At 61.6% G+C, this 16,686-nt stretch carries 17 protein-coding genes; 11 read left to right on the top strand and 6 right to left on the bottom strand.

From position 1 onward, the window contains the following. Positions 1 to 51: 51 nt before the first annotated feature. Positions 52 to 2,244 (bottom strand): AsmA family protein, encoded by a 2,193-nt coding sequence (locus BT173_RS05745; protein WP_072427683.1) that lies wholly within the window; start codon positions 2,242 to 2,244, stop codon positions 52 to 54. Positions 2,245 to 2,434: 190 nt separating this feature from the next. Between BT173_RS05745 and BT173_RS05740 the strand changes: the two genes are divergently transcribed. Continuing rightward, complete coding sequence (locus tag BT173_RS05740) at positions 2,435 to 2,869, top strand: acyl-CoA thioesterase (RefSeq protein ID WP_072427682.1); 435 nt, start codon at positions 2,435 to 2,437, stop codon at positions 2,867 to 2,869. Positions 2,870 to 2,931: 62 nt separating this feature from the next. On the opposite strand, the gene BT173_RS05735 is transcribed toward BT173_RS05740, so the two are convergent. From BT173_RS05735 to BT173_RS05715, 5 genes are all read right to left on the bottom strand, one after another. Further along, positions 2,932 to 3,642, bottom strand: coding sequence for a SapC family protein (locus BT173_RS05735; protein WP_072427681.1), 711 nt, complete (start codon positions 3,640 to 3,642; stop codon positions 2,932 to 2,934). Between the two features lie 32 nt (positions 3,643 to 3,674). Continuing rightward, complete coding sequence (locus tag BT173_RS05730; protein ID WP_072427680.1) at positions 3,675 to 4,562, bottom strand: DMT family transporter; 888 nt, start codon at positions 4,560 to 4,562, stop codon at positions 3,675 to 3,677. Positions 4,563 to 4,626: 64 nt separating this feature from the next. Continuing rightward, positions 4,627 to 7,461 (bottom strand): valine--tRNA ligase, encoded by a 2,835-nt coding sequence (locus BT173_RS05725; RefSeq protein WP_072427679.1) that lies wholly within the window; start codon positions 7,459 to 7,461, stop codon positions 4,627 to 4,629. A gap of 91 nt (positions 7,462 to 7,552) precedes the next feature. Then, positions 7,553 to 8,614 carry a WD40/YVTN/BNR-like repeat-containing protein gene (locus BT173_RS05720; RefSeq protein ID WP_072427678.1) on the bottom strand — a complete coding sequence of 354 codons (1,062 nt, stop codon included), beginning with the start codon at positions 8,612 to 8,614 and terminating at the stop codon, positions 7,553 to 7,555. Between the two features lies 1 nt (position 8,615). Beyond that, positions 8,616 to 8,879 carry a MoaD/ThiS family protein gene (locus tag BT173_RS05715; protein ID WP_072427677.1) on the bottom strand — a complete coding sequence of 88 codons (264 nt, stop codon included), beginning with the start codon at positions 8,877 to 8,879 and terminating at the stop codon, positions 8,616 to 8,618. Positions 8,880 to 8,978: 99 nt separating this feature from the next. Here BT173_RS05715 and BT173_RS05710 point away from each other — a divergent pair, with 99 nt between their 5' ends. The 10 genes from BT173_RS05710 (at position 8,979) to BT173_RS05670 (ending at position 16,193) form a co-directional block, all read left to right on the top strand. Beyond that, positions 8,979 to 9,374 carry a hypothetical protein gene (locus BT173_RS05710; protein ID WP_072427676.1) on the top strand — a complete coding sequence of 132 codons (396 nt, stop codon included), beginning with the start codon at positions 8,979 to 8,981 and terminating at the stop codon, positions 9,372 to 9,374. Next, positions 9,375 to 10,349 (top strand): CapA family protein, encoded by a 975-nt coding sequence (locus tag BT173_RS05705; RefSeq protein ID WP_072427675.1) that lies wholly within the window; start codon positions 9,375 to 9,377, stop codon positions 10,347 to 10,349. It abuts the gene before it with no gap. A gap of 171 nt (positions 10,350 to 10,520) precedes the next feature. Then, positions 10,521 to 11,249 (top strand): hypothetical protein, encoded by a 729-nt coding sequence (locus tag BT173_RS05700; RefSeq protein WP_072427674.1) that lies wholly within the window; start codon positions 10,521 to 10,523, stop codon positions 11,247 to 11,249. Between the two features lie 111 nt (positions 11,250 to 11,360). Then, entirely contained in the window at positions 11,361 to 12,359 is a 999-nt protein-coding gene (locus BT173_RS05695) for an RHS repeat-associated core domain-containing protein (protein WP_072427673.1), read from the top strand. Between the two features lie 2 nt (positions 12,360 to 12,361). Next, positions 12,362 to 12,634, top strand: a complete 273-nt coding sequence (locus BT173_RS19235; RefSeq protein ID WP_139256058.1) for a hypothetical protein — start codon at positions 12,362 to 12,364, stop codon at positions 12,632 to 12,634. A 230-nt stretch (positions 12,635 to 12,864) separates the two neighbouring features. After that, complete coding sequence (locus BT173_RS05690; protein WP_072427672.1) at positions 12,865 to 13,203, top strand: RHS repeat domain-containing protein; 339 nt, start codon at positions 12,865 to 12,867, stop codon at positions 13,201 to 13,203. A 481-nt stretch (positions 13,204 to 13,684) separates the two neighbouring features. After that, positions 13,685 to 14,104 carry a hypothetical protein gene (locus BT173_RS05685; protein ID WP_072427671.1) on the top strand — a complete coding sequence of 140 codons (420 nt, stop codon included), beginning with the start codon at positions 13,685 to 13,687 and terminating at the stop codon, positions 14,102 to 14,104. A gap of 175 nt (positions 14,105 to 14,279) precedes the next feature. Beyond that, complete coding sequence (locus tag BT173_RS05680) at positions 14,280 to 14,651, top strand: RHS repeat domain-containing protein (protein ID WP_072427670.1); 372 nt, start codon at positions 14,280 to 14,282, stop codon at positions 14,649 to 14,651. A 508-nt stretch (positions 14,652 to 15,159) separates the two neighbouring features. Further along, positions 15,160 to 15,630 (top strand): hypothetical protein, encoded by a 471-nt coding sequence (locus tag BT173_RS05675; RefSeq protein WP_139256057.1) that lies wholly within the window; start codon positions 15,160 to 15,162, stop codon positions 15,628 to 15,630. 143 nt (positions 15,631 to 15,773) lie between these two features. Then, the gene (locus BT173_RS05670) at positions 15,774 to 16,193 is read left to right on the top strand and encodes an RHS repeat domain-containing protein (RefSeq protein WP_072427668.1); all 420 of its coding nucleotides are present in this window, start codon (positions 15,774 to 15,776) and stop codon (positions 16,191 to 16,193) included. The last annotated feature ends 493 nt before the right edge of the window (positions 16,194 to 16,686 follow it).

The raw sequence follows: 16,686 nt of genomic DNA, 5'->3' as shown, positions 1-16,686 counted from the left end.
TAGTCCCCAAACCCAGCGAAGGCGGCCACCGGGAAAACGCCAGCCGGCGCCTTAACGCCCCTTGGCTGGTGCGGCCTTGCTATTAAGGGCTGGCGCTGCCGCCTTACCTGGCGCAGTCGGTGCGCTGGCCGGTGCCGTGGGCTTGACCAGTTTCTCGCGCAGCGCGCTGGTGTCCACACGGTAGGTGGGCGAGGCGAGTGAGCCGGCCAGTTGGATGGGGATCACCACGCCGCGCAGGGCGTCCAGCTCGGGAATGCCGCTGCCACCGCCCACCTCGGCCTGCAAGAGGTAATCGACCTGGCCACGGCCAAGGTCGAAGCGCCCACTGCCGCCCAGCTTGAAGAAAGGTGCGCGTACCTGCAGGTCACGGTTCTCCGCCACGCCGTCTTTCAGCACAAAGCGCGCGGATAGATCGGAGAAGCGCGTACGGCGCGCGGTATCGGCCGGGATGATGTCGCCGGTCAGCTTAGCCAGATTGCTGCGCAGGCCGCGCAGCATATCGCCCACGTCCATACCGGCGATGGTGCCGCGGGTCAGCATCAGGTCCACCCGGCCCGATAGCCCGCTGCGCAGGCTGTGCAGGCTGCGTGCCGAGGTATTCACATCCAGATTCACATTGCCACGCCCAGACAGGCGTTCAAGCCCCACGGTGTCGGACAGCAGCGCGGCGATCTCCATGCCCGACAAGGTCTGGGTCAGGCGCAGGCGCGGGGCGCGGCTGGTATCGAGCTGCAGCCGCCCCTTGAGCTGGCCACCGTAGATATCGGCTGCCAGCGGCTCCAGTACCAGCTGCTTCTTGGCGGCCTCGACATGGGCTTGCAGATTGAACAGACGCACCTTGCCGATATTGAGCTCGCCCAGGCGCACGTCGCCACGTGCATTCAGCTGCGCAAGCCAGCGCCAGTCAAGGGCTTGCTCGGCATCCAGCAAGGGCGCGCCCTCGGCGGCAGGCAGATAGGGGGTCAGGTCGAGCTTGGCCAGATCAAAGCCAAACGCATACTTGGGGCTGACGAAGTCCTCTAGGGAAATCTGCGCCGCTACCGGCGCCGCATCCAGCAGGCCGCGGCTATCCCAGTCGAAACGCTCGCGCGCCAGATCAAGCGCCGCCCGGCCACCGAGTTCGAGCTTGATCGCCCCGCGCGGCAGCGCCTTGTTGCGGTAGGCACCGGTCAGATTGAAGCCCTCCAATGCCACCTTGCGCCAGCCTTCGATGCGCAGCGGACTCTCGAAATCCAGCTGAGCATTCTGTTGCTCGTCCAAGAGCTGCAGGCGCAGGCGCGCGGCGTTGGCGACTAGGCTGCCGGCGGCATCGGCCGCCAGCTGCTCGACGCGCAACTGGCCGGCCACCTCCTGACCACTGCTCTTGATGCCGAAATCGGCTTCCAGACGGCCGGTGGATAGCCCGGCCTCATCCAGGCGCAGCGCCGGGGTCTTGAAGGCAGCCTGCCAGCGCCGCTCGCCATGCTGCATACTGGCCTGCGCCGCCGCGTTGCTCAACACGCCACGCCAGGGCGCCACAGCGGCATTCAGATCACCGCTGAGCACGAAGCGGCCATCGTGCCACTCCTGGGTTTCTACGTTGATGGCCAGCTTGAAGCCTTTCAGGCTGGCCGCCAGCTGGTCGCGCTGTACACGCAGCTGGCTGTCGATACGCAGGCTGCCGCCCCATTCGGGCGCCGCCAGCTTGCCCTGCACGGTAATCGCACCATCCTCGCCTTCCGGATTCAGCGCATGCAGATCGAGCTGGCTGTAACGGGTAATGCGCCCATCCTGACTACGCCAATCGAGCGCGGCATCGACCAGGTCCAACCGGCTCAGCTGCCAGCTGATGCGCTTGTCCTTTGGGCGCCGGGTGAGCAAGTCATCAAAATTTAGCCGACCATCATCCAGCGGGAAAGCCACCATGCGCAGCCCACTGACCCGTGCATCGGCAAGCTCGGCACGGCGCTTGAGCAAGCTGCCCCAGCCGAGCGAAAAGCGCGCGCTGTCGAAACGGGCAAACAGCGCATGCCCATCCGGCTCGCTCATCGCCACGTTTTCCAGGGTCACATTCGGGCGCGGCAATAGGGCTAGGCGTACCGCGCCGATCTCGACGCGCCGGCCTAGCGAGGCGCTGGCATCGGCCGCCATCTGCTCGCGCAAGGGGGCGAGGTCGATCAGCGGCAGAGCGGCCACCAGGGCCAGCATGCCCGCCAGGGTATACAGAGTGCGGCGCAGGCCGCGCGGAAGTTGGTGCAAAGGCATGGGCGCGATTATCCCTGTCTGGGCCGGGATTGGGGAACGGATGTGCGTGCGGCGGGCGGTCCAGCACCATCGGCAGCCTGCGGGAGGAGAGCGGGTTTTACGCCCATCAGTTCTAGCAAGCGCTTGAATATAATCATCAAAAGCGTGGCGGCGCTGCTAAGATCCCGACTCTTATAAAGAGGAGTCCGTCATGAGCAGCCCCTTTCAGCCGCACCGCACCGAGATCAAGGTACGCGGCTACCATCTGGACCTGTACGGTCATGTGAACAATGCGCGCTATCTGGAGTTCCTCGAAGAGGCGCGCTGGGGCTTCACTGAAGAATACGGTTCGATCGAGGCATTCAGTCAGGCTGGTCTCGCCTTCGTGATCGTGAACATCAATATCAATTACCGACGCGCCGCCCTGATGGGTGAGCAGCTGGTGATTGAAACCGCCATGCAGAAGATTGGCAGCCGCTCGGCCGTCATCCACCAACTGGTTAAGCTCAAGGATAGCGATACCGTGGTGGCCGAAGCGGACGTGACCTTCGTCATCTACAGCCAGCAGGCGGGTGGCGCGGTGGCCATGGAAGGCGAGGTACGCGCTCTGTTCGAGGCGCTGCCGGCCTGGCCCGCCAAGGCCTGATACCCGCGCCATGGGCGTAAAAAAGGCGTGCTCACGGCACGCCTTTTTCTTGCCGGTGCAGCTTAGACCGTCTGCTGTTGCAGCTTTTCGACCAGGCCTTGCAGATTGACCAGCGAGAACAGGTGGGCATAGATCAGCGCCATGCGGCCATCCTTGACCCAGGCCGCAGTCACATCAGCCGGCAGCGCGCGCAGCTTTTCCTCATCCACCACCCACATGCCGTCCATGCTGACCTTCTCGCCATTTGGCAGATCGGCACTGGCCGACACCTGACGCAGCAGGCCTTGCTTGGACAGCTCGTTGATGAAGGCGGTGGTGCGGTTGGCATCGTCACGCGACTGGAACATCAGCTGAGCGAATTCCTGCATGGGCTGCGTGGCTTGGCCGTTCTCGAACGCATTCGCATCGCCCTCGCGACGCACTTCGGCCAGGGCGCCCTGCTCCACACACAGCACGGCATCGTTGTTTTCCACTTCCACGGTCACGAAGGGGAAACGGCGCACGAAGAAGGGGATGTATTGGGCGGACCACTTGCCATCGGCACCCACAAACAGGTTCTGCTCGGGCTTCATGCCCAGCATCACGGTCGCGGCAAACACGTTTTCGCCAGTCTGGGCGAACACGATGGCGTATTCACGCATGGCATTGGAAAACTCGCCGCCCACCACGGGTACGGCATGGGCCGTCTTGGCGAAGCTGAAGTTCTCAGCCAGGCTCAGCTTGAGGTCGGCATGTTTTTTGGCATCGACCGGAGCAACATCTTTGTAGAACATGGTTTTCCCTCAAAGGCGGATCACGCCTAGTGTTATTCCGGCGGCGTGCCGGGCGCTGGCGATTTCGCCAATAGCAGAACGGCGCCGATAATAACCGCCCCGCCCATCCACTGCGAGGCCGACAAGCGCTCGCCCAGCAACAGGGCGGCCAGGAGCACAGTCACCACCGGCTCAAAGGTAGACAGCATCGCGGCTTCATATGCCCCAAGACGAGCCAGGCCGGCAAAGAAGGCCAGTGCAGCCAAAACGCTACACAGCAGGCCAATCGCCGCCACCGCCAGCCAACCCAGCCCGGTCTGCGGCAGGGCGGGCGCCTGAAACAGCGCGCTCAGCGCAAAAGTCAGCGCACCGCCCGCCATCACCACCGCGGAACTGGCCAGCGCCCCGGCCTGCGGGGTCAGACGCGTGCCTACCGCGATATAAATCGAATAGATGAGCGCCGCCCCCAGACCGAACGCAATACCAATGGGCGAGCCGGACAAGGCATCGCCCACCGTCAGCGCCAAGCCCAGGCAGGCCAGCAGCAGCGCCCCCACCTTGCGCCGGGTCAGCGGCTCCTTCAGCCAGATGGCGGCGATCAGGGTGACGATGACCGGAAAGGTATACAGCAGCAGCGCCGTCAGCGAGGCGCTCGCGTACTTGAGCGCGGAAAAATAGCTGAAAGCCTGCCCGGCATAGCCCACCGCACCCATCGCCAGTAGCCCCAGCAGGAGCCGCCCGCGCGGCCAGGCCTCGCCGCGCAGCAACATGATGGTAGCCAGGCAAGCGGCGGCAATCAGGAAACGTAGCAGCAGCACCGCCTGGGTATCGGCGCCCGAGGCATAGGCGAGACGGCCAAACAAAGGCATGACCCCGAAGGCGGCGGCGGAGAGCAGGATCAGCAGGGCACCAGTCAGGCGGCGCGAGGAGGTGGTAGACATAGCGGGCTTTGCAGATGGTAAAACGCCCCGGACTAGCCGGGGCGCTAAGGGGTGCCGAAGGGTATCAAGCCAGCTTGAGCAACTGGGCCTTCATCTTCTCCACCGTGGCGCCGAAGTCGGCCAGGCGCTTGCGCTCCTGTTCGACCACCGCGGCCGGGGCCTTGTCGGCGAAGGCCGGGTTGGCCAGCTTGGCGGTGGCCTTGGCGATCTCGCCTTCCAGACGCGCCACCTCCTTGCTCAGACGGGCGGTCTCGGCGGCCTTGTCGATTTCGACCTTGAGCATCAGGCGCGTGGTACCGACGACCTGCACCGGCGCATCGTCCTCGGGCAGCTGGGCCACAACCTGCACTTCGGACACGCGGCCCAGCAATTGCAAATATGGGCCGAACTCGGCCAATTCCTCGGCCTTGCCTTCCAGGAACAGTGGCACCTTCTGAGCAGGGCCAAGGTTCATTTCCGAACGCAGGGTGCGGATCGCCATGGTCAGCTCGCGGAACACGCCCATGCGCGCCTCGGCCTCGGGCTTGACCTTGTCCATCTGGGCCAGTGGCCATTGCGCCAGGCTGATGCTCTCGGTCTTCTTGGCATTGGCCAGCGGAGCCACGGTCTGCCACAGCTCTTCGGTAATGAAGGGGATGATGGGGTGGGCCAGACGCAGCGCCACTTCCAGCACGCGCACCAGGGTACGGCGCGTGGCGCGCTGCTGGGCCTCATTACCGTTCTGGATCTGCACCTTGGCCAGTTCCAGATACCAGTCGCAGTACTCGTTCCAGACGAATTCATAAATCGCCTGGGCGGCGAGGTCGAAGCGGTAGGTGTCGAGCCCTTCCTTGACCGCGGCCTCGGTCTTTTGCAGCGCACCAATGATCCACTGATCAATGAACGAGTACTCGAGCGGCAGGCCTTCATCCTGACCGCAGTCCTTGCCGTCCACATTCATCAGCACAAAGCGGGTGGCATTCCACAGCTTGTTGCAGAAGTTGCGGTAGCCCTCGGCGCGCTTGAAGTCGAAGTTCACATTGCGGCCCAGCGTGGCATAGCTGGCCATGGTGAAGCGCAGCGCATCGGTGCCGTAGGCGGGCATGCCCTCCGGGAACAGCTTTTCGGTCACCTTGGCAATCTGCGGTGCTTTTTCCGGACGGCGCAGGCCGGTGGTGCGCTTGGCAATCAGCTCGGGCAGGGCGATGCCGTCGATCAGGTCGACCGGGTCGAGCACATTGCCTTCCGACTTCGACATCTTCTTGCCCTCGTGGTCGCGCACGATGCCGTGGATGTAGACATCCTTGAACGGTACGCGGCCCATGAAGTGGGTACTCATCATGATCATCCGGGCAACCCAGAAGAAGATGATCTCGTAGCCGGTTACCAGGGTGGTCGAGGGCAGGAAGGCATTCAGGCTCGGGTTGGCGGCGTCTTTTTCCGCATCACCGGTCCAGCCCAGCGTGCTGAAGGGCACCAGGGCCGACGAGAACCAGGTATCGAGCACGTCGTCATCGCGGCGCAGCGTCTTGCCACCGGCCTGGGCTTGCGCCTCGGCCTCGTTGCGGCCCACATAGACATTGCCGGCCTCGTCATACCAGGCCGGGATCTGATGGCCCCACCACAGCTGACGGCTGATGCACCAGTCCTGGATATTGTGCATCCACTGGTTGTAGGTATTGACCCAGTTCTCTGGAATGAAACGCACCTGGCCGCTTTCCACCGCCTCGATCGACTTCTGCGCGATGGTCTTGCCAGTCGCGTCACCGTGGCCGACCCGATCCATGGCCATGAACCATTGGTCGGTCAGCATCGGCTCCAACACCGAGCCGGTGCGGTCGCCGCGCGGCGTCATCAAGGTGTGCTTCTTCACCTCGACCAGGAAACCCTGCGCATCGAGGTCGGCCACGATGGCTTTACGCGCATCCTTGACGCTGAGATTGGCGTAAGCGGCCGGAATCGGCAGGCTGCCCTGCACGCTGCCGTCTAGGCCAAACACCTGCGCCTCGGCCAGGATCGTGGCCTTCAAGCTCATCACATTGATCAGCACCGTGTTGTGGCGCTTGCCGACCTGGTAGTCGTTGAAGTCATGCGCCGGCGTTACCTTGACCACGCCGGTGCCGAAATCCTTGTCCACATAGCTGTCGGCAATGATGGGAATCTCGCGCCCAGCCAACGGCAAGATCACCGTCTTGCCGATCAGGCCGCTATAGCGCTCGTCTTCCGGATGCACCATCAGCGCCACGTCGCCGAGCATGGTCTCGGGCCGCGTGGTGGCCACGGTCAGATGGCCGCTGCCATCGCTGAGCGGGTAACGGATATGCCAGAGGCTGCCCTCTTCCTCGACGTTCTCCACTTCCAGATCGGAGATCGAGGTGCCCAGCACCGGGTCCCAGTTCACCAGGCGCTTGCCGCGGTAGATCAGGCCCTGCTCGAACAGTTTGACGAAGACCTCGGTCACCACGGTGGAGCGGGTCTCGTCCATGGTGAAGTATTCCTGCGACCAATCCACCGAGCAGCCCATGCGGCGCATCTGCTGGGTGATGGTGCCGCCCGACTTGCCCTTCCATTCCCACACCTTGCCGAGGAAAGCCTCGCGCCCCAGGTCATGGCGGCTGGTCTTCTGCTCGGCCAGCTGGCGTTCGACAACGATCTGGGTGGCGATGCCGGCATGGTCGGTACCCGGCACCCACAGGGTGTTATGGCCCTGCATGCGGTAGTAGCGGCTCAGACCATCCATGATGGTCTGATTGAAAGCATGGCCCATATGCAGCGTGCCGGTGATATTCGGCGGCGGCAGCTGGATGCTGAAGCTGGGCGCGGCGGCGTCCATGCTGGGCTTGAAATAGCCAGCCTGTTCCCAGGTCTGGTACCAGCGGCGCTCGATGTCACCGGGTTCGAAGCTCTTGGCGAGTTCCATGATGTTCTGTCAGTGCAAAGGTTCGGAAAGCGCCGATTATACGGGCAAACCGCCGCCTGCCGGCCGCGCCGGCAACGTGCACGGACAGGGCTCAGGCAAAGCTCAGGCAGTAGATGGGTGGCAGCTCGGCACTCAGGCGCTGCCAGCGTTCGCCGCCCGCCTCGCCCAGCCAGAGCGAACCGGTGGTGGACGCCATGGCCAGCCGCTGCCCCGCCGCATCCACCACCAGGCCGTGACGGTAGACCAGATGGAAGGCCGGCGCGGCCGGCAGGCCAAGCTGCAGCTTGTCGAAAGTGCGCCCGCCATCGCGCGTACGCAGCACATAGAAGTCGCCATCGCGCGGAATGCGGCGCTGGTCGACTTCCGCCGGCGCGAACCAGGCGCTCAAGGGGTCGTGCGGATGGGCTGCCACCGCAAAGCCAAAGCTCGACAGCGGCGCAGGCGGTGCCAGCTCCTGCCAGCTGGCCAGATCGTCGCAGCTACGGAACTGGCCATTGTGATGCTGGCACCAGAACACCTCGGGCTTGGACTGGCATTGCGCAAGCCGGTGCGGGTCCTGCACCGCCTCGGTGTTCTTCTCTTCCTCCGGCATATAAGCGGCCCACAGGCCCTGGCAATGCAGGGCCCAGCTCGCTCCGCCATCGCGCGTGCGCCATACCCCACCACAGGAAATGCCCAGCACCAGCTGCGCGGGGTCGCGCGGGTCGATCAGGATGGAATGAATGCCCGCGTCGTCAAAGCCGCCGCCAAACCACTGCGCGCGCTCAGGGCGCTGCCACAGCGCCTCGACCAGCTGCCAGCTGCGTCCGGCATCGCCAGAGCGAAACAGCCCGGCCGGAATGCAACCCGCCCACAGCACGCCATCGCGCCCGACGGCCAGGGTCCAGATCTGATCGAGTATCGGCCGCTTCTCCCCATCGGCTGGCAGGGCCGGCACCGCCACTTCCTGCCAGCAGGCGCCCGCATCCTCACTCAGATGCAGCTTGGGCCCGAAATGCCCATCGCGCAGTGCCACCCACCAACGCGCACCATCGGCCAGCAGCGCGCTGACCTGGGCGCCGGAGAAATGGTGCTGCGCCAACTGCCACTGACCCGCGCGCTCGCCATAGACAAGCAGCCCCTTGCGGCTGCCCAACAAGATCGTGTTCTGCATCTCATCCTCCCGACAGGGCCTGCATGAAGTCGATTTTTGTCGTCGCCGCCACAGGCTGGTCCATGCCATCTCGGCGCAGTTCGCCGTCGATGAATAGCGCCACATGCTTGCGTAGCCCGCCATGCTCATCGAGCAGATAGCTGCGCAGCAGCGGGTAGTCACGCAGCACCTGCTCGAGCGCCGCCCGCGGCGTGTCGCCCGGCACCGTCAGCGGGCCACTGGGCAGCAGGTGTTGCAGATGGCGGGTGAAGGTCAGGGTCGGCATGCGCCTTTATAAGCCATTCGCGCGCGCAAAGTAGCCAGCGCGCGCCGGCCGGCAGATCGGCGATAATGCCGGCCTTCCCCTCGCCCGCGAGACTTGGCTATGCCCCCTACCCTTCACCTCCGCCTGGCCCTGGCCGGCCTGTGCGCACTGGGCGCGCAGGCCCAGGAGCAGGTCCGCTGCGCAGTCGATTACGGCGGCGAAGTCCGCAATCTGAGCGCCGGCCCGAGCGCCGATCCCTACCAGGTTGGCAGCACGGCCATCGGCTCCTACTTCCTGTTCCGCATCGTGTTCGAGACCGTGCCGCGCGAAACCGCCGCCATCAAGCTCTATACCTATGCCGACCGCGACGAGGGCCCGACCTTGATCCACCAGGCCAGCTACCCCTACCCGCTGCGCAGCCAGTCCGGCCGATACGGCTTCACCGGCCTGCAGACCGTGTATGAACCGATGCGCGATGGCGAACTGCAGTACTGGTGCCACCTGGAGGGCAAATAAATGAAGCTGCTGCGTTGCTATACCCTGGGCCTCGCCGCCGCACTGCTCAGCCAACTGGCGCTGGCCGATACCGTCAAACTGGCCTTCGTGGGCGACCTGATGCTGGATGACGGCCCAGGCAAGACGATTGCCGCTGACGGCGACCCGCTGGCGCCCTTCGATGCGCTGCTGCGCGCGGCCGACTACCGGATCGGCAATCTGGAAGTGCCGATCGCCACCGTGGGCAAGCCCATGGACAACAAGATCTACACCTTCCGCGCCCACCCGCGCGTGCTGGACAAGCTCAAGGGCCGCTTTGATGCACTGGCCCTGGCCAATAACCATTCGGGCGACTATGGGCGCGAAGCGTTTCTGCAGACCATCGCCCACGTCAACGCCGCCGGCATCGCCAGCTTTGGCGGCGGGCGTAATCTGCGCGAAGCCCATGCGCCGCTATGGATCAAGCAGAAAGGCCTGCGCATCGCCGTGCTCAGCTACAACGAGTTCAAGCCGCGCAGCTTCGAAGCAGGTGCCAGCCACGCCGGCATTGCTTGGAGCGAAGACAGTCACGTGCTGCGTGATATCCGCGCCGCACGCGCGGCCGGTGCCGATGTGGTGATCCCCTTCATGCACTGGGGCTGGGAAGGGGAACCCGAGCCCAGCGCACGCCAGCAGCAACTGGCGCGACTGATGATAGACGCCGGCGCGGATGCGGTGGTGGGCGGCCACCCGCACCTCACCCAGGGCGCGGCCAGCTACCGCGGCAAGCCCATCATCTGGAGCCTGGGCAATTTCGTCTTCGATGGTTTCGGTGAAGGCCCCGGCCGCATTGGCTGGCTGCTGCGCATGGAGATCGACAAACAGGGCGTAGCCCGCTGGGATACCGTGGTCGCGCACATGGACGAGGCCGGCACACCGCACCCGCAGCCAGGCGCGCGCAGCCCTTGCGGGCAGCGTGGGCAGGCCAGTATCCAGCAGTGCCAGGCGCTGCCTTGATCGTATCCGACTGAATCACAGGGGGCGGCGGGCGTGACAAAGTCCGCCAGGTGGCAATACCATTGTCATCAAGCCGCAAGCAGACAGGCGTATCAGACCATGTCGCTGCCGGTGGCCCGCGTCGCCATGCCGTCGCGTGCGACGTTCCCATGTGTATTCAGGAGGAAATCCATGTCTTACCGCAACACCCTGCTGGGCGGCCTGCTGCTGGCTGCCAGTACCCTGGCCCAGGCCAATGATCCGCTCTACTACGAAGATGCCAGCGCGCGCTGGGATGTCAGCCAGTTTCTGCTTGCCGCCACCGTCGGCAACACCCAGCCCGCCGCCGGCCATGCCAAGGTCGATTTCGAAGCCGGCAAGGCCGGCGAGCAATGGCTGAATGGCTGGTTGAAAGTCGAACAAAACTGGGTGCGCATCAGCCTGGGCAACCACGCACGCCAAGGCTGGGGCTTTGCCCCGCAACCGGCCGAGGTGAGCTGGCCCGCCGGCACGGAAGATCAGCCCGATCTGCGCGACAGCCTGTTCGGCCGCCGCTACCTGCAGCAAGGTTTTGGCAGCGCACGCTACCTGACCCTGTACAGCCCCAAACCACTGGTCGGCCTGGGCCTGACCACCTATGAGCGCAACAGCCAGGACTGCGGCAGCAGCCTGCCGGTCGCACTCTACCGTGGTCATTTCCTCAGCCACGCGCAAGCGGTGGAAAATGGCATGAACGCATCCGAAGCGGAACCGGGCTGCGCCAACCAAAGCGGCAAGGTCGACATCGCCCTGGCCATCGGCAAGCAAGACCCCAGCACCCGCCGCTTCAGCCCCTTCCACTACGCGGTGATCGATCTGGGTGCACAACAGCGCAAGCTGGCCATTGATAATCTGGTGTTCTACTTCGCACCTCAGCCTTAAGCACATTACCTAGCGGCCAGCACAACTAGCTGGCCGCTGGTAGCTTTCTACTGGGGCCGGCGCCTATCCTGCTAGCGCTGAATATACGATGCCAGCGGCAGCCGCAGCAGCGTGGCCGGCAAGGTCTACCAATACGACAGTCGCGGTCGTCTGGTGGAAGTGGCCGGTGCGCAGTTCACCGTGAATATGCTGGGTGAGCGGGTCGCCAAGACCTATCAGGGCACCACCACGCTATTCCACTATGACCAGTGGGGACGCCTGATCGCCGAAACCGACGCAAACGGTGCGGTGAAGCGCGAGTACCTGTATCTGGGTAATCTGCCGGTGGCACTGGTCGATCTGGGCAGCGATATCCGCTATATCCACACCGACCATCTGGGCACACCCCGCCTGGTGAGCGATGCACTCAAGCACCCGGTCTGGGCCTGGCAGGGCGAGCCATTTGGCGCCACACCGGCCAATGAAGATCCCGAGGACAGCGGCGCCGCCTACACCTTCAACCTGCGCTTTCCAGGGCAGTACTTCGACAAGGAAACTGGCCACCACTACAACTACTTCCGCGACTACGATCCGCAGAACGGCCGCTATGTGCAGTCTGATCCGATTGGCTTGGCCGGGGGAATTAATACATACACATATGTTGAGGGCAATCCACTCAGTTACATAGACCCATTTGGTTTAGCAGGCACTAGTGGTGGGGTTTGGGCACAAGGGTCAGTACCTCGTGCTGTCCGATCTCACAATGAGTGGGTAGCGGGTGACCGACAAATGCGCCAAGAGTTTGGGCGCGTTCTGGGTGACCCTGATGCGGGGATTCCAATAATTCCTAACACCTCAGGTAACGGACAGTGTCGAATGACTTGTCCAAGTGATAATTCAGCTTCTGGAACCTGTACGAAAGGTGCGGCAACAAGTTATGGAACAAGCTTCCCTACAGTAAATCCTGTAACGGGTGAGAATTGCTGGATGGTATGTAGTGGAGGAGCAGAAGCCAGAGCCCCGGACGCCTATAGCCCCAATGGAACAGGGGGGGGGGATCATTCAGGTCAACGCAATGCATCAAATGGTGACTGGCGAAGAATTTTTGACTTATTACGTAAAAGGTTCTGACGATGTCGTTAGGTTTTTGGAACAAAGTTAAAGCATTCTCCGGCTTTATCTTTCTAATTGGTTTATGTATTTTGTTTGGTCTCCCTTCTGTTTATGGGATGAAAGATATTTCTACCCTTATTTGCGTAATAGCCGGTGGCGCTTATGCACTAAGCAGATTTATGGTGCATAAGATTGGGTATCGTGAAGATATTCAAGCGGTAAGGAATGAAGTGCAAGCCAAGGAAAGCCTACCTGATGATCTTCATACAGACTCTGCATATCATGATGATTAATTAGTCTTAGCGCTCACTCCACTTACAAACTATTGCCGGTTCGGAATCATCCGACCCGGCTTTGTTTATTCACGAGCAACCAAACTAGCCAATAACTTCAAACGGCCGTACCCCGCACTTGTAGGGCGCCATGAAGCCAAAGGCTGAATCGCGCCGCATGTCTTGGTCCGGGCGCCGTGGTATGAACCCAGTGGGGTCGCCTGATCGCCGAAACCGACGCAAACGGTGCGGTGAAGCGCGAGTACCTGCATCTGGGTAATCTGCCGGTGGCACTGGTCGATCTGGGCAGCGATATCCGCTATATCCACACCGACCATCTCGGCACACCCCGCCTGGTGAGCGATGCGCTCAAGCACCCGGTCTGGGCTTGGCAGGGCGAGCCATTTGGCGCCACCCAGGCCAATGAAGACCCCGAAGACAGCGGCGCCGCCTACACCTTCAACCTGCGCTTCCCAGGGCAGTACTTCGACAAGGAAACTGGCCACCACTACAACTACTTCCGCGACTATGATCCAGCAGTGGGGCGGTATGTGCAGTCCGATCCGATTGGCTTGGCGGGGGGGGATTAATACCTATGCGTATGTGGGTGGCAACCCGTTAAGTTACTCTGACCCCCTTGGCTTGGCCCCTAATAATGCGTGCGTGACTGCCTGGACGGTTGGTGGCGCAGCATGTGGTGGTGCGGCTGGATATGGCGCAGGCGGTGTAGCTGGTGGAGTTGGTGCCGGTGCAGCTTGTACCTTCGTTGCACCTGGCGTGGGAACTGTTGGCTGCGGTGCAGCTGGTGCTTCCAGCGGTAGCACGGCAGGTGGTGCATTGGGTGCAGCGGCTGGCAGCTACTTGGGTAACAAGCTAGGCAATCTGGTATGTAGCAGCGATACGCCCCGTGAAGAGTGCAAGAAGTCTTGTGTTTCTCAATATGAGCGTGACGCGGTGGAGTGCGGTGTTGCAAAGGCGTTCTGGGGCAATAAGGGTTATCAAGCATGCATGACCCGCGCTGGCGAATTCCTTGGTCAGTGTATGAGACAGTGCGATGGAAAGTAGACAACGATGAATGTGCCGCGATTAGAGATTCATTTGAATCAAGAGCTTGAGCTTTGCATTGCCAAGGTTGAGAGGCCAGGGGATGAGTCGAGATTAATTATTGACATGCCGTTAGATGAGCTGAAGGCGCTTGATCCAGAGAGTGCAGCGCACCGGATTGGTGGCACTGTTCTGAACATCTTGGGGCGTTGGCACAAACAAGCATTTAGGGATTGGCAGGTCCCCTCGGACGGTGAACACTCTCAAGGCAATGACAGTTACAACGCCGCATTAGGGTTGATTACTCAGGCGCTCGCTGCCAAAACCACAGCCCATAACGCGTCTATCGAATGGTTGTTACAGCAGGCATCGGCAGATAACGCAGATGCCCGTAAATATCTTGAAGATGCATGGCCGTTACTCCGGGAGAGGCTAGGCAACACATAGCCGGACAGGCCGGGGCACTGACTCGGCCTTTTTACAACCTTCCTACACGGCCGTACCCCGCACTTGTAGGGCGCCATGAAGCCAAAGGCTGAATCGCGCCACATGTCTGGGTCCGGGCGCCGTGGTATGAACCCAGTGGGGTCGCCTGATCGCCGAAACCGACGCAAACGGTGCGGTGAAGCGCGAGTACCTGTATCTGGGTAATCTGCCGGTGGCACTGGTCGATCTGGGCAGCGATATCCGCTATATCCACACCGACCATCTGGGCACACCCCGCCTGGTGAGCGATGCACTCAAGCACCCGGTTTGGGCCTGGCAGGGCGAGCCATTTGGCGCCACACCGGCCAATGAAGACCCCGAAGACAGCGGCGCCGCCTACACCTTCAACCTGCGCTTCCCAGGGCAGTACTTCGACAAGGAAACTGGCCACCACTACAACTACTTCCGCGACTATGATCCGGCGGTGGGGCGGTATATGCAGTCCGATCCGATTGGCTTGGCAGGGGGGGGATTAACACCTACGCATATGTCGGCGGGAATCCGCTAAGTTATACGGACCCCGATGGTCGCATCCCGCTTCCCGTCATAACGGGTCTGATTGGCGCAGGCGCTATTGGTAACATTATCGGCCAGATGGCAGTCAGCAAGTGCAAGCCATTCAGTTGGACTGATCTAGCAGTTGCCACTGGTGGGGGATTTTTTGCTGGGGCAGCGGCGCCATTTGTGCCGGGTGGCGCACTCGGCGCTACTGCATGGGGCGGCTTGTCCAATGTCGGTCAGTACGCAGCGGGTTCCGCGATCAAAGGTGAGGGAATGACCTGGTCCGGTGCTGCTATCAACTTTGGTACCGGGGTTGTCGGTGGCGCCCTGGGCGGTGCAGTAGGTCGCGCTTCGCCGTGGCCATACAGTGGAACTAAGGCCTCGGGTGAAATGGTCGACGCAAGCAACAATGCTGCAAACGTCAGGCTTAACACCGGCGTAAGTAGTTTGCTCCGCAACCTTGGTGGTGCCGCAGGTAACGCACCAGTGACAGACATATGCGAGTGCATGGCTAAATGAACGCCCCCCCTCCCAATCACGATGATTCCGCTCACCTGTACGTAAGCCCATGGATCAGAATCACCATGTATACGGTGTGCTTGCTGCCGATTGCAGTGACGATCTGGGCTCTGTTGAGGCAAGCCCAGTTGCCGGACGGAAGCCTGTTCGTTGCTTTAGTGATTTGCACCGCTGTAACGGTTTCCTTTGTGTGGCTCTTCACTCGCCTTTACTCCCTTTGCTCTATCGACATGAACAGCAAAGGCGTTGGGCAGTCCTTCGTGTCGCTTCGCGGTGGGCTTGTAAAGCGTAGGCACCTTCGCTGGAAGCAGGTCCAACGCGTTTCGTTCGCACGCCACTCCTACTACTTCGTTGGTGAGGACGGTTTGAAGATTGAGCTCAACACCACACTGTTTGGGGACGCCAATGCAACGATCCGTGCTGTGCGACAGATGCTTCCCCAAAGACTTCTCTCGCAACTTGACTAAGTCGGCAGTTGACGCAAGTCGATCGAGCGAACCTGCTCCCCACCTGCTGCGCGGGTAGCTGTTGAAGTGAGAAGGGCCGCTTGCCGCGGCCCTTCGTTCATCTGGCGATCTGACGGTACGCCGAAACTGACCCGACGGGGGCCGTGAAGCGCGAATACCTGTATCTGGGTAATCTGCTGGTGGCACTGGTCGATCTGGGCAGCGATATCCGCTATATCCACACCGACCATCTGGGCACACCCCGCCTGGTGAGCGATGCACTCAAGCACCCGGTCTGGGCCTGGCAGGGCGAGCCATTTGGCGCCACCCCGGCCAATGAAGACCCCGAAGACAGCGGCGCCGCCTACACCTTCAACCTGCGCTTCCCAGGGCAGTACTTCGACAAGGAAACAGGTCACCACTACAACTACTTCCGCGACTATGATCCGACAATGGGGCGGTATGTGCAGTCCGACCCGATTGGGTTGGCGGGAGGGATTAATACATTTCATACCAAACGGACTTTGAAGGTTATGCAAGAGGTACTAGGTGGGAATCTAAGTAGCTGTGGATGTGGGCAATGAAGCGCTGTCTATGGGTATTGATAGTGGCTCTATTGATGACCTATGTCACAGAAGTGCTTGGTTTTGGGATTGTGCATTCATCAGCATCGCTTGTGCTAGTTGCTCTGGTTGCGCCGGGGTTCTATGCAGAATTTTTTAATTTAGTACCAAGTGATGTAGGCTCATTTCTCCTATCCACATTGGTTAATGCAACTTACTACTACCTAGCGCTTATTTTTTTCCTAAAAATAAGCACCCACAAGTAAGTGGTCAATTGCATCCTGGTGGTACGCTGAAGTAGGCAAACCAAAGCCGGTGTAGGAGCAATCCACACCGGCCTCCTTCTATCTGTGGCTCCAGATCTATTTTACGAATCTAGTGACCTATCCACGCCAGTCAAGAGCTTCCGCACGCTGGCCATTCAACTCGCCCAAGACACATCAGCTGATTGCGGGCCGCCTTCCGGAGCAGGCACCACACCCGCTCTACAAGCCGCCCCCATCCACGCAAGCGG

This window comes from Chitinimonas taiwanensis DSM 18899 (assembly GCF_900119825.1).
GTDB lineage: Bacteria > Pseudomonadota > Gammaproteobacteria > Burkholderiales > Chitinimonadaceae > Chitinimonas > Chitinimonas taiwanensis.
The sequence above is the reverse complement of the archived record's forward strand: the minus strand, read 5'-3'. Positions and strand labels throughout refer to the sequence as shown.

What these genes read in the sequence shown, in the direction of transcription:
- BT173_RS05710 (WP_072427676.1), top strand. Translation starts at nt 8,979, where the DNA reads ATGCCCCCTACCCTTCACCTCCGCCTGGCCCTGGCCGGCCTGTGCGCA.
- BT173_RS05685 (WP_072427671.1), top strand. Translation starts at nt 13,685, where the DNA reads ATGAATGTGCCGCGATTAGAGATTCATTTGAATCAAGAGCTTGAGCTT.
- BT173_RS05700 (WP_072427674.1), top strand. Translation starts at nt 10,521, where the DNA reads ATGTCTTACCGCAACACCCTGCTGGGCGGCCTGCTGCTGGCTGCCAGT.
- BT173_RS05725 (WP_072427679.1), bottom strand. Translation starts at nt 7,461, where the DNA reads ATGGAACTCGCCAAGAGCTTCGAACCCGGTGACATCGAGCGCCGCTGG.
- BT173_RS05735 (WP_072427681.1), bottom strand. Translation starts at nt 3,642, where the DNA reads ATGTTCTACAAAGATGTTGCTCCGGTCGATGCCAAAAAACATGCCGAC.
- BT173_RS05740 (WP_072427682.1), top strand. Translation starts at nt 2,435, where the DNA reads ATGAGCAGCCCCTTTCAGCCGCACCGCACCGAGATCAAGGTACGCGGC.
- BT173_RS05730 (WP_072427680.1), bottom strand. Translation starts at nt 4,562, where the DNA reads ATGTCTACCACCTCCTCGCGCCGCCTGACTGGTGCCCTGCTGATCCTG.
- BT173_RS05745 (WP_072427683.1), bottom strand. Translation starts at nt 2,244, where the DNA reads ATGCCTTTGCACCAACTTCCGCGCGGCCTGCGCCGCACTCTGTATACC.
- BT173_RS05715 (WP_072427677.1), bottom strand. Translation starts at nt 8,879, where the DNA reads ATGCCGACCCTGACCTTCACCCGCCATCTGCAACACCTGCTGCCCAGT.
- BT173_RS19235 (WP_139256058.1), top strand. Translation starts at nt 12,362, where the DNA reads ATGTCGTTAGGTTTTTGGAACAAAGTTAAAGCATTCTCCGGCTTTATC.
- BT173_RS05705 (WP_072427675.1), top strand. Translation starts at nt 9,375, where the DNA reads ATGAAGCTGCTGCGTTGCTATACCCTGGGCCTCGCCGCCGCACTGCTC.
- BT173_RS05675 (WP_139256057.1), top strand. Translation starts at nt 15,160, where the DNA reads ATGAACGCCCCCCCTCCCAATCACGATGATTCCGCTCACCTGTACGTA.
- BT173_RS05720 (WP_072427678.1), bottom strand. Translation starts at nt 8,614, where the DNA reads ATGCAGAACACGATCTTGTTGGGCAGCCGCAAGGGGCTGCTTGTCTAT.